Source organism: Tychonema sp. LEGE 07196 (assembly GCF_963890365.1).
GTDB lineage: Bacteria > Cyanobacteriota > Cyanobacteriia > Cyanobacteriales > Microcoleaceae > Microcoleus.
Genome location: NZ_CAWPRX010000196.1, coordinates 12,305 through 24,197, shown reverse-complemented (window position 1 = coordinate 24,197; position 11,893 = coordinate 12,305). Strand labels below are relative to the sequence as shown.

15 protein-coding genes are annotated in these 11,893 nt (G+C 43.8%); 6 read left to right on the top strand and 9 right to left on the bottom strand.

Features of this window, described 5'->3' with window-relative positions; all coding sequences use genetic code 11:
* The first annotated feature begins 37 nt into the window (after window positions 1-37).
* The 3 genes from petM to AACV78_RS23345 all read left to right on the top strand — a co-directional run bounded on the left by petM (window position 38) and on the right by AACV78_RS23345 (window position 2,448).
* Window positions 38-196: a cytochrome b6-f complex subunit PetM gene (gene petM / locus AACV78_RS23355; RefSeq protein ID WP_370528839.1), complete on the top strand. Its 159-nt coding sequence runs from the start codon at window positions 38-40 to the stop codon at window positions 194-196.
* A 355-nt stretch (window positions 197-551) separates the two neighbouring features.
* Entirely contained in the window at window positions 552-1,529 is a 978-nt protein-coding gene (locus AACV78_RS23350; RefSeq protein ID WP_194009951.1) for an SDR family oxidoreductase, read from the top strand.
* 1 nt (window position 1,530) lies between these two features.
* A complete protein-coding gene (locus AACV78_RS23345; protein ID WP_194009950.1) occupies window positions 1,531-2,448 on the top strand; it encodes an NAD(+) kinase in 918 nt (305 codons plus the stop codon).
* A 104-nt stretch (window positions 2,449-2,552) separates the two neighbouring features.
* Here the strand turns inward: AACV78_RS23345 and AACV78_RS23340 are convergent, their stop codons facing one another.
* The 6 genes from AACV78_RS23340 to era form a co-directional block, all read right to left on the bottom strand.
* Complete coding sequence (locus tag AACV78_RS23340) at window positions 2,553-3,092, bottom strand: hypothetical protein (RefSeq protein WP_194009949.1); 540 nt, start codon at window positions 3,090-3,092, stop codon at window positions 2,553-2,555.
* 264 nt (window positions 3,093-3,356) lie between these two features.
* Window positions 3,357-4,298, bottom strand: coding sequence for a Fic family protein (locus tag AACV78_RS23335; RefSeq protein ID WP_194009948.1), 942 nt, complete (start codon window positions 4,296-4,298; stop codon window positions 3,357-3,359).
* Window positions 4,299-4,838: 540 nt separating this feature from the next.
* Window positions 4,839-5,960 carry a cold-shock protein gene (locus tag AACV78_RS23330; RefSeq protein ID WP_194009947.1) on the bottom strand — a complete coding sequence of 374 codons (1,122 nt, stop codon included), beginning with the start codon at window positions 5,958-5,960 and terminating at the stop codon, window positions 4,839-4,841.
* Window positions 5,961-6,321: 361 nt separating this feature from the next.
* Complete coding sequence (locus AACV78_RS23325) at window positions 6,322-6,900, bottom strand: Uma2 family endonuclease (protein ID WP_194009946.1); 579 nt, start codon at window positions 6,898-6,900, stop codon at window positions 6,322-6,324.
* Window positions 6,901-6,932: 32 nt separating this feature from the next.
* Entirely contained in the window at window positions 6,933-7,517 is a 585-nt protein-coding gene (locus tag AACV78_RS23320) for a Uma2 family endonuclease (RefSeq protein ID WP_194009945.1), read from the bottom strand.
* Between the two features lie 159 nt (window positions 7,518-7,676).
* A complete protein-coding gene (era, locus tag AACV78_RS23315) occupies window positions 7,677-8,588 on the bottom strand; it encodes a GTPase Era (protein ID WP_228042427.1) in 912 nt (303 codons plus the stop codon).
* A 510-nt stretch (window positions 8,589-9,098) separates the two neighbouring features.
* Between era and AACV78_RS23310 the strand changes: the two genes are divergently transcribed.
* The gene (locus tag AACV78_RS23310; protein WP_194009944.1) at window positions 9,099-9,518 is read left to right on the top strand and encodes a hypothetical protein; all 420 of its coding nucleotides are present in this window, start codon (window positions 9,099-9,101) and stop codon (window positions 9,516-9,518) included.
* A 255-nt stretch (window positions 9,519-9,773) separates the two neighbouring features.
* Here AACV78_RS23310 and AACV78_RS23305 read toward each other — a convergent pair whose 3' ends face one another.
* The 3 genes from AACV78_RS23305 to AACV78_RS23295 form a co-directional block, all read right to left on the bottom strand.
* Window positions 9,774-10,031: a hypothetical protein gene (locus AACV78_RS23305; RefSeq protein WP_194009943.1), complete on the bottom strand. Its 258-nt coding sequence runs from the start codon at window positions 10,029-10,031 to the stop codon at window positions 9,774-9,776.
* A gap of 87 nt (window positions 10,032-10,118) precedes the next feature.
* Window positions 10,119-10,274, bottom strand: coding sequence for a hypothetical protein (locus tag AACV78_RS23300; protein WP_194009942.1), 156 nt, complete (start codon window positions 10,272-10,274; stop codon window positions 10,119-10,121).
* Window positions 10,275-10,294: 20 nt separating this feature from the next.
* Entirely contained in the window at window positions 10,295-10,432 is a 138-nt protein-coding gene (locus AACV78_RS23295) for a hypothetical protein (protein ID WP_194009941.1), read from the bottom strand.
* Between the two features lie 39 nt (window positions 10,433-10,471).
* Between AACV78_RS23295 and AACV78_RS23290 the strand changes: the two genes are divergently transcribed.
* Both AACV78_RS23290 and AACV78_RS23285 read left to right on the top strand, forming a co-directional pair.
* A complete protein-coding gene (locus AACV78_RS23290) occupies window positions 10,472-11,029 on the top strand; it encodes an NUDIX hydrolase (RefSeq protein WP_194009940.1) in 558 nt (185 codons plus the stop codon).
* A gap of 81 nt (window positions 11,030-11,110) precedes the next feature.
* Window positions 11,111-11,869, top strand: coding sequence for an ATP-binding cassette domain-containing protein (locus tag AACV78_RS23285; protein WP_194009939.1), 759 nt, complete (start codon window positions 11,111-11,113; stop codon window positions 11,867-11,869).
* Window positions 11,870-11,893: the final 24 nt, after the last annotated feature.

Sequence of the window (11,893 nt, the reverse complement as noted above, 5' to 3'; positions counted from 1 at the left end):
AAGGAATTGAGAATCTCCGACTCTAACAAAGCCGAGAGTGTCAAAGTATGTTTATTTAATTTGCGATCGTCAAGGAACTCTAAAACACATGAACCCTGAATTTATCAGCGCAGCCTTTTTGTCATTTTCCCTAATTTTCGTCGGTATCGGTGGAGGCTTCTTGCTGCTCAAACTCCAAGGCGGCGGCGAAGAATAGGCGATCGTACCGATCGCCGCAACCGGGTTTTTTTACTATAAAAATCGTGCAGGATCGTTGGCAAGATTAGAAAAACCCGGTTTATTAAAATTTAGTGTCAGAGTCCTGAGTTATTACAACATATCGTTACCAAGACATCAGTATCCAAGCCACAAGCAAAATTTTTATTAGTCGATAAATACGCAACGCTTTCTCTCAAACTCTGGGAGTCTGGGACTCTGGGACTCTCTCGCCTGCCGGATACCGATCGTTATATATAGAGACGATTTCAGGTTTTTGTTAAGTTTTTATAAAAAAATGAGAAAGACCTGATACTATTGTATAGAAAGTTTAAGATTCATAAATAAATCCCTAGATGACTTTATTGATTGTAGGTGCCACCGGCACTCTCGGCCGCCAAATAGCCCGCCGCGCCCTAGACGAGGGCTACCAGGTGCGCTGTTTAGTTAGAAATTACAGAAAAGCTGCATTTTTGAAAGAATGGGGCGCCGAACTGGTACCGGGAAACCTTTGCCAGCCCGACAGCCTGATTCCTGCACTAGAAGGCGTCAGTGCTATCATCGATGCAGCAACAGCCAGTGCAGGCGATTCTGTCAGCATCAAAAGAGTAGACTGGGATGGAAAAGTATCGCTGATCCAAGCAGCAGCAGCAGCAGGTATCAAGCGTTACATCTTCTTTTCCTTTCTCGATGCCGAGAAATATCCGCAAGTCCCTTTGTTGGAAATTAAGCGCTGTACAGAGCTGTTTTTAGCAGAATCCGGTCTAGATTACACAATCTTGAGACCTTGCGGCTTTTTGCAAGGACTGGTGAACCTGTACGCCATGCCGATTTTGGACAATCAGGCAGTCTGGCTGCCTAACAAGCCGTCAGCCCTTGCCTACATGAACACTCAGGACGTTGCGAAGTTTGCCGTCCGGGCGCTTTCGGTTCCCGAAACCGAGAAAAGAACCTTTCCGGTAGTGGGAAATCGAGCTTGGGATGCTGAAGAAATCGTGCGGTTGTGCGAGCGGCTTTCTGGGAAGCAAGCGAAAATTACGCGCACCCCAGATGCCTTGTTGCAAGCCACCCGTCAACTTGCTAAGTTCTTTCAGTGGAGTTGGAACGTAGCTGACAGATTGGCTTTTTCAGAAGTTTTGGCCGCCGGAAAACCCTTGAAAGCTCCAATGGATGATGTTTACAGTGTCTTCGGAATCGACCCCAAAGAAACTACTACTTTGGAGTCTTATCTGGAAGAATACTTTAATCTGATTCTGAAGAAGCTCAAGGAAATAGAGTACGAGCAGCTTAAAACTAAAAAACGGAGTAAACAAAAAATGCCCTTTACATTTTAAAGTGCCGAAAGCTGGGATTATATACAACGACGTTAAACCAGTCTCTTGTCGCATCGCCGAAGAGTTGAAAGACAAGCTGACTGCCCGCGGCTGGGAGGTCTGCGCGGTTTCCGGTTCTGGGGGAATTTTGGGCTATTCTAGCCCCGATCGCCCCATGTGCCACACTCCTATCGACCAACTTGTCCCTCCCGGTTTTGACAGTGACATGGAGTTTGCAGTGGTTTTGGGTGGCGACGGTACGGTGCTGTCTGCATTTCGCCAAGTTGCTCCCATCGGAGTGCCACTGCTGACTGTCAATACCGGTCATATGGGCTTTTTAACAGAAACTTACCTAAACTTGCTCCCGCAAGCTTTGGAAAAGGCGATCGCCGGAGAATACGAAATAGAAGAAAGGTCAATGCTGGCCGTGCGGCTGTTTAGAGACAATGACTGCCTCTGGGAAGCCCTTTGTCTCAATGAAATGGTTCTGCACCGCGAACCGCTGACTTGTATGTGTCATTTTGAAGTGGCGATCGGTCAGCACGCCTCTATTGACATTGCCGCAGATGGAGTAATTATCTCGACTCCGACAGGATCGACAGCTTACGCCCTTTCTGCCGGCGGGCCTGTAATTATTCCCGGAATACCGGTGCTGCAATTGATCCCTATTTGCCCCCATTCGATGGCTTCGCGGGCTTTGGTGTTTTCCAACACTGAACCGGTCAAAATTTTGCCGGCGAGTCCGAGCCGCCTGGTAATGGTGGTAGATGGGAACGGCGGATGTTATGTTTTGCCGGAGGATTGGGTACAAGTCGAGCGATCGCCCTACCCAGCCCGCTTTGTTCGGATACAGTCTTTTGAGTTTTTCCACATTTTGCGGGAAAAATTAGGCTGGGGATTGCCTCACATTGCCAAACCGAATTCGGTTGAGTTGCCTTAATAGTTGTTGTTGACACTCCCCGACTATCAAGGTACGGGGATTGTTGGCTCAACCAGTTGGAAAAAGCCTTTTTGTTAAACGTGCCGAATTTAAGTCCTTGAGTGCTATTGAGTAATGCGAATCGAATCTTGAATTTGCTGAACTTGTTTTTCTGTATCACTGTCGGAGTAGAAAGTTCCTAGCATAATTGTTTCTTTTTTCCCTGTGGCAACATAGGTGACAATGCCTGCGGGAAATCCGTCGTTATAGTCTTCATACAAGCGCACTGCTTTTTTGCCGTTAATCGTTAGACGTTCGGTTTTAGTCGTGGTCTTAGGCCAAACTCTAGAATTCGGTTTTGTCTCGGTCGCGGTTTCCAGGTCTTCTTCACTGATGGTTGCAACCACGCGAATCAAACCCTTGGGGGCAAATCCACCGCCTCTGTCGGGGAACTTTTTGTTGTGTAATTCAAGGCTATTCGCACTTGCGCCCCTGGGATTTTCGAGCCAATTTCGGGGTGCTTTGAAGGTCAGATTGCCGATCGCGTGGTTTTTGAGCTGTGATTCTTGGGTTTGGGCTTGGGCGAGTAGGGTACTGTGTTCTAAGAATAGGGTGGGTGTCGCGATCGCGATCGTACTGGCGAGGATAGTCAGGAATTTCTTCATTGGCGAGTATGTCCGATTGATAGTTTTGGCAAATATTATGCAGGCTTAAAATGCCCGCCATGTTTCACGATTCAAGAAAAAGCCATTACCTTTCTCATTCGTACAAGTCCAACCGGCTGCCATTGCCTTACAGCTCTGTTTATTCTACCAATTTTCTGTAGGTCAAGCTCTCGATTGAGCTTCCGAATCATCTCCCAAGTCAGGCAGTGTTTACGAGATAGCGTTGGTACGATCGAACATTTTTGTTTAACATCCTACCATTAGCTATTCCCCATTCCCTAAACCACCGCTGCGAGCGAGAAAATCAGTAATCTCCTGATAAAAAGCCTGTCCCTTTCCCCTGCTGCTACTTGCAGTCACCAATAATCTTAAAACTTCCACAAGCGAACTAATCGTACTATCAAAAATCAATGCAAAAAGCTGGCTTAAATCATCTTGGTTTTGTTGCCCGTAGGCTAAAGCATTAATATAATCATTACGAATTTTGTTGTTAATCACCACAATCGGATAGCCAGCACGGATTAAAAGTAAATTCATTAATAACCTAGCCGTTCGACCATTCCCATCCCGAAAAGGATGAATCGAAACAAACCGATAATGAGCGATCGTTGCATATTCAACCGGATGGAGCCTTAAAGCAGATTCCGAATTCAGCCAGCTCGCAAAATCTCCCATTAATTGAGACAATAAATAATGGGGAGGATAACGATAATTAGTTCCTGCCGCCATCACGTCCAGAGTGCGATAACTACCCGCTTCCTCCGGGTTAATTTTGCGAAGAATAAGATTGTGAATTTGCTTAATTTCCCATTCATTAATCTCCGTATCTTTTTGGGCTAAATTTTCAATATAATCGATCGCCTCCTTATGTCCAATAACTTCTAAATGTTCGTCAAGGGTTTTGCCCCCCACAGTAATGCCCTTCGTTAAAACTAATTCCGTTTCACTTTGGGTTAAAGTATTACCCTCAATGGCATTTGAGTTATAAGTAAAGCGAACATCATAGAGCTTTTTGAGTTCGGCTACGAGGGTGGAATCGAACGGTCTAAACTCATCTAGCCAAGCTTTTAATTTATCAATTCGTTCTAATTTAAGCCGATAATTCATCATTAAATAGTTGTCGATCGAAGAGGTTAATGAAAATTCCTTTCGTTGACCTAAAATAATTACCTTTTGAATAAATTTCTCGTATAGTTGAGTCTCCATCTTTGAAAATACTCCTCCATTCCCTAAAACGGCACGTCAATCCCCAACTCCTCACAAAATCCCCGAATCACTCGATCGTTCTCCTCCATTGCCCGATCCAGCGTCTCTATTTATTCTACCAATTTTCTGTAGGTCAAGCTCTCGATCGAGATTCCGAATCATCTCCAAGGTCAGGCAATGTTTACGAGATAACGGCTAAAGTGAGCGGCGGCAGACAGGTTAGAGTACCCACCGATAAGCTCTGTTCCGTCCGCACCAACGCAGTGTTAGGCGGGCTTCAACAACTTAACTAAAAACCCAATAGAGCCTTTTGAACTTCCTCCCGTGAGACTTCAACTAGATTTTCAGTCGTGACAGATTTGTACTGGTAACTCAACTGAATCTCTCCGCCAACAGCGCTTACAAGCCTAAGTTGGAGGTAGAAAGACGGATTTTGCCATACCGGCCCTTCAAGAACACCATAATCGTTTGTACCTTTAATTTTGTAAAAGGGTTTACTCATTTCTGTCTCATCCTATTTACTGTTGATTGAGTTTTCCATTATTCTTGATTTCTTGAATAGATCTCTTGAAATGATTCAAAATGTATTGCTCTAGCACTCGTCCCCTGGTTTGCCAAACGGAGTTCCTGACAAATAATTGTATAAATTCCTGGAGGAAATCCCCCAGTAAACTCCCATCCTGTACCTCCATCTTCCATTGTCACAATACCTGAGATAGTTGGATACCTATAACCAAGCTGATATCTTCTAATATGTATCGAGAGTTGCCCACTATGTGTAAAACCTAAAGGACCTAGCTCCTTTAGTAGTCGATATAACTCATAAGCCATCGTTGTATGTAAGCGGCGATACCTCCTAACTATTTTTAGAATTTCATCAACCTCCGCTGCATCTAAGTCATACTTCTTAGCTATGCTTAGAATTTCATCAACCTTCGCTGTATCTAAGCCATACCTCCTAGCTATTTTAACTATTCTTACAATTTCATAAGCCTCCGCTGTATCTAAGTCATACTCCTTAGCTATTCTTACAATTTCACAAGCCTCCGCTGTATCTAAGTCATACTTCTTAGCTATTCTTACAATTTCATAAGCCTCCGCTGTATCTAAGTCATACTTCTTAGCTATTCTTACAATTTCATAAGCCTCCGCTGCATCTAAGTCATACTTCTTAGCTATTCTTACAATTTCATTGTGGAGTAAAGCTTCTGCTTCCCTGCGTTGCTCCTCCTCTGCCGCTCTAAGCTGACTCTCTAAGTTATCTCGCTCAACACTTAGTTCATGTTTGCGATAAACTCCAACCAACTCTATCGTTACAAGGTCAAGCCAACTAGGTTTTGGAGAGCCTATATTTTTCCAGATACTCTCTACTTTTTGGTTCAAACCACATAATTCATTTGTGTAACTTTGAGGGATATGGTCTGCGTTTAGCCAAAGCTTACTAACTTGTTCGCCTTTTTCGGTGGTTTCAATTTCATACCAGAAATTGAATGTTTCAAAAGCTTCGCCACTGTCCAATTTTTGGGCTAATTCAGGATGTTTTCTCCTGATTTTTTTAATATGGAAGAAAACTTTTCCATCAGGATTAAAAAAAGTATGACCGACAAACCCAAATCCTCTATCAGGATTGTAGCCTTTGATACTGCCGAAGTCTATTGTCATAAAGCTAATTCTCTTCACTTACCACAAAGGGGCATAACTACACTATAAACCAATACGGTTTACTTAAGACGATCCCCCCTAACCCCCCTTAAAAAGGGGGGGACAAGAATGCTCTCAAAGTCCCCCTTCTTAAGGGGGATTTAGGGGGATCTCCGGGGCATAAATATGTTAAGTGAACCGTATTGCACTATAAACAGGATTTTTCTGCTGACAAAAGAAACTTTCAAGGTAGCCTAACTTATAATTGTATCGCAGTTGCAGTATAATACTGAATCTAATCGAATAATACCGCAGCTTAATGATGTATGTCAACCCGTTCTTACTCGCCACGATTAGACTACATTACTTAAGCATAATAAATTCAAGATTGCTGCTCGAAAACAATTTCTTCATAGAATTGCTCGATCGCCAAACTCAACCCAATACTTTTAAGCTCGACGCGATCGCCCGCTCGATAGCTCAGAATCAACCAATCCCCCGCATCATTTCTGTGATAAATATCGATCGCCATCTCATCATAACTCACTAAAACATAATCAATTAAATTCGGGTTGCGGCGATATTTTTCAAACTTCTTGCCTCGGTCGTAAGCCTCGGTACTATCCGATAAAACCTCAACGATTAAGCAGGGATAGGTAATATATTGAGGGCTAGAATTATCTCGCCGATCGCAAGTGACACTCAGATCGGGATAGGTATAGTTGCGAGTATTGAGGATATTAACCTTTAAATCCGAATTAAAAACTCTACATTGATTTCCTCGCAAGTGAGATCTAATCGATAATAAGAAATTGATAGCGATCGCACTATGATTTTGCGTACCCCCACTCATCGCATATACGCGACCATCGATTAGCTCATGTTTTTCTAATTGTTGCTCCTCCCAAGCAAAATACTCTTCAGGCGTAAAGTACCGCTCCTGCTCTCTAGCTGCAATCATAACAATCTCCTAATTTAATCGCTCTATCAATTTTAAGGTGTTGTTTCTGGAGTAAGGTCGAGGTTGCGATAGACTTGTTCGATCGCAAAACTGAGATTGATGCTTTTTAGTTCTATAGTATCACCTTCTTTGTAGTTAATGATGAGCCATTCACCAGCATCATTTTTGTGATACAAATCCATTTCGATACTGGTGGAACTAACCAATAGGTAATCTTGTAAGACAGGGTTGTTGCGGTACATTCTAAATTTGCCACCGCGATCGTATCCCTCAGTGCTGGGAGAGAGAACTTCCACGATTAAGCAGGGGTAAGTAATGTATTGGGTTGTGGTTTTATCGCGATCGTCGCAGGTGACACTTGCATCAGGATAGGTGTAGTTAGTTGTTTCGACAATATTAATTCTGATGTCAGAATTGCCCGTTATACAACCACTATTTTCTAAATGACGATCAAACATGGCAGTAAGTTTGATGGCAAGGCGACCATGATTGACGCTACCGCCGCTCATAGCGTACACTTGACCGTCGATATACTCATGCTTTTCTAGCTGCTTTTCTTCCCAAGCAAAGTATTTTTCTGGGGTTATTTGAGTAAAGTTTTCTTTTCCGGCCATCATTGTTTTAGGTAATGAGTGGTAGGTAATAGGTAATGGAGTTTATTTATATTCCCTATTTTAGTCTCACACAAACATTTTTTGCAGAAAGCCTTTTTAGAATAATTTGGACAGTTTTTAAAGAGGGATGCGATCGCGAACATCCCGCAAAGCACCAAAGTTTTATTCTTCCACGCGATAGCCCAATTCTGCTAAACGAGTGCGGGACTGCCGCCATTTCGGCTGCACCTTGACAAATAACTCCAAATATACTTTGCCTTCAATTAATTTTTGAATCTGTTCGCGGGCCGCACTGCCGATCGACTTCAGCATACTGCCGCTCTTACCGATTAAAATACCTTTTTGGGAATCCCGTTCGACGTGAATTGTCGCCAGAATCCGCGTAATTTTGGCTTCTTCTTGAACGATGTCGATCGCAATTGCTACGGAATGCGGCACTTCTTCCCGCGTCAGCAGCAAAATCTGTTCCCGAATCAATTCGCCCATAATAAAGCGTTCCGGCTGGTCAGTCACCAAATCGGGCGGATAATAATAGGGCCCAACCTCCAGATGTTCGATTAACAATTGTTGCAGCGGTTCGACACCCTCGCCCGTGAGAGCGGAAAACTTGACGACTGGCCACTCAGGATTGACAATTTGCTCGTAAGTGCGATCGATCAACACGGAATCCTCCGGTTGTTCGTCCAACTTATTCATCCCCAAAATCACCGGAATTTTGCAATTGCTGAGAATTTCGATGATATATCGATCGCCCCCACCCGATTCCACCGAACCATCCACCACAAACAGCACCACATCCACAGACTGAATCGCGGTGCGCGCATTCTGCACCAAAACCTTGCCCAATTGGTGGTGCGGCTTGTGAATTCCGGGAGTATCGACAAAAATAATTTGTGCTTCAGGTGTCGTCAGGATGCCCCGCAGCCTGTTGCGCGTCGTCTGAGACACCGGCGAAGTAATCGCAATTTTCTGCCCCACCAACTGATTCATCAGCGTGGATTTGCCAACATTCGGCCGCCCGATAATACCCACAAAGCCCGATTTGTAACCCGCAGGAGCCGCGGGAACACCCATGATTTCCGATAAGTCTATAATCTTGCTATCTTCCACTAAATTCACCTATTTTCAAGCCCCTTCTCTGCCTATTGTCGCTTGAAAACACTCAAACGCCCATCGATGCACTGTAGCATCTTTCAAAGCCCTGGTATAGCGCATAACACTCAAAGGGCGATCGAGCTGCTGGGACAGTGTTAAGATGTGATGTGCGATCGACAAAACTTGATATCTGAGACAAAATTTGATAAAGTTCCAATGACATCGATCTAAAATGAATCATTCTGGTCAAATCGAGTCTCCAATACTGTAACAACTTCAGATGTGTAAATGTCTTACTCAACTGAAACCATTTTACAGTTTGTCAGGCAAACCAGTTTTCACATTTTTGAGGATGTATATTAAAAAATTAGGTGGGTCAAACTCCCGATAAAAATCTCATTAGCATCCTATTTTTTATAAATATAAGCTAATGTTTTTGGAGCCTATCTAATTAGTGCTAATCGTCATACAGTTGAGGAGATGAATCGGATGAAATCGAAATTATTTTGGAGTTGCTGCACCGTCTTGGTAGCTAGCTTACCTATTCCAGCCTTCGCTCAAACAACCCCCGAAGCAAGTATTGACTACAAGGGTGGCTCGATGAACTACCAGATAGTACCGGGCAAAATACCTGACAGAACCTTGCCGAAAAACTTTGACTTTCCAATTATTACCAATGTTGCTACTGACACTAGCATCACCTCGGATTTTCTAATTACCGATCAGTTTCGCGCACCAGCGACTCGTACAGAATACACCAGCGCTCTCACCGCCTGGTCAGAATCAATCAAAGAATGCCTGGGTAAACAGCCCCGCTTGATTCGAGCCAGCACCAAAAACCCCATTATGATTAATGGCAGAGTAGGGACCATTGTCAGAAACGCCAATAACCGTGCTGTTTGCAAATAAGCGAGTCAGTTCCGCTGTCTGAAGACAAAAACTAGAGAGTGTTTTTGCACAAAACAAAAAGAGCAATAGGTTTTCTACTGCTCTTTTTGTTGTAAAAAGTTCAATTAATTGGTTTGTAGTGAGGACTGTAGTCCTGCTTAATCCTTGAGGACTGAAGTCTTCACTACAAACGAGATAATTCCGAAAAGACCTGGTTTTTTCCAAAAATATGCTTTGAAGCCTGAAAGATATGGGTTTCCACACTTTAATTTTTGATTAAGTAGCGCAAAATTCATTCGTATTCAGCAAAATTTCCCCATGATCGGGAATCCAAGCTAGCCACTTGTCCTCTGAGTGCTGACACAACAGCCGCGCTTCGTCAAAACTGAATGCTGTTGGGGGATTGAACAATCTTACCCACAGGTCAGGAGCCAATTTTGGTGCAGGTACGGCGCAGCCGAATCTTTCCCGATCGCGATCGCTCGTGATGCCGGCTGGTGGTTGCGAAGTACGAATATCTGTTTGAAGTTGCATAATTATTCCTGTCTGTCGAGCTAAGAGTCTGCACTCCTTGCGGGGTTTTAACAACCCAGAGCTGCAGATAAATTTTGATTATGTAGTCTATGTTACTGAATTATCAGGGTGAACGTGTAGTTTGTTGCAAAAATTTACAATCGAGAGGGCAAAAGTGGCTCTAAGGTCGAAAGGTCGATCGGCTATTTGGGCGATCGACCTTTCGACTACCATAGCCAACAACCTCTGATTTATAGCAACCATAGCCAACGCTTAGGATATTCTTAATTATTTTTTGCCTGTTCCTTCTTCCTTCTGCCTTCTGCCTTCTGCCTTCTGCCTTCTGCCTTCTGCCTTCTTCCTGATGAAGTTGGACGGAAAGCTCGGAGAGACAGCACTAATAACCAATAACTAATAACCAATAACTAACAACCAATAACTAATAACTAACAACTAACAACATGAACCAAGACCAAGAATCCCACTGGAAAACCCTAGATCGGTTTGTAGAAATCAACTCTCATTGGGTAAAGCTAATCGCCGAACATCTCGAAACAACCGAAGGAAAAATAGTAGAATATTGGCGAGTAGAAAGAGCAGATTCAGTTGTAATTTTGACTGTTCAAGCTGACAAATTACTGTTTCCCGCACCGACGTATCGCCCCGGCGTAGCATCCGCAACCCTCGATTTTCCCGGCGGTCGCGTACCAGAAGCAGTAACGCCAGAAGCGGCAGTTCCAGCTATAATCAAAAAAGAACTAGGCGTGACAGAAAGTGCGATCGCCCGCATCCAACCCCTCAACACCACAGGCTGGGCAATCAACAGTTCATTCTCCAATCAAAAACTCTACGGTTTTGTGGCAGAATTGCACCCGACAGCCACAGTCAACCCCGAACTTCTCGGCGCTGTATATCCTGTCACCCCCGACGGAATTCGAGACTTGCTCAAAAAATTAACTTGCCTCCAATGTCGAGCCTTGTTGCTAGAATGGCAAAACCACGACAATTTTAGATTTTAGATTTGGGATTTTAGATTTTAAATTGTTTCGCGACGCTAGCCGATTGACGATTTATTACAACCAACATCACCGAAATTAATCATGGCTGTCAATAATCATGAAGTTGCTGTTGAATGCCTTGAAGTGACATACCGTCTCAACCGCAGGTATTTAGTAGAAAAAATCAATTTTCAAGTGCTGCAAGGAGAAGTTTTAGTATTGCTGGGACGCAGCGGTAGCGGCAAAACTACTACCATGAAATTGATTAACAATTTACTCGCGCCAACTAGCGGCGAAGTGCTCGTCATGGGAAAACCGACAACTGAATGGAACCCCATTCAACTGCGGCGAAAAATTGGCTATGTAATTCAAGAAATCGGTTTGTTTCCCCATTTTACCGTCGAGCAAAACGTCGGTTTAGTCCCGAAATTGGAAGGTTGGGAAGGCTCGCGCATTCAATCTCGCGTCCGCCAACTGTTAGAATTAGTCAACCTCGATCCGCAGCACTTCGCCAAACGTTATCCCCATCAGTTATCTGGCGGACAGCGGCAGCGCGTGGGTGTCGCCAGAGCCCTGGCCGCTGACCCTCCACTGCTGTTAATGGACGAACCGTTTGGCGCTTTAGACCCCATTACTCGCCTGGAATTGCAGCGGGAATTCGGTCAATTGCAGCAGCAACTAGGCAAAACTGTGATTTTTGTGACTCACGGCATTCAAGAAGCTTTTTTGTTAGCTTCTAAAATTGGTTTAATGCAGGATGGACGATTGGTTGAATTGGGATCGCCCGACGATTTTTTAAAATCTCAGCATCCAGAAGCTAGGGCATTTATTGAATGTTTGCAAGTAGCTAGATTTGAATGATTTTCGCAAAAATTCTATAATATA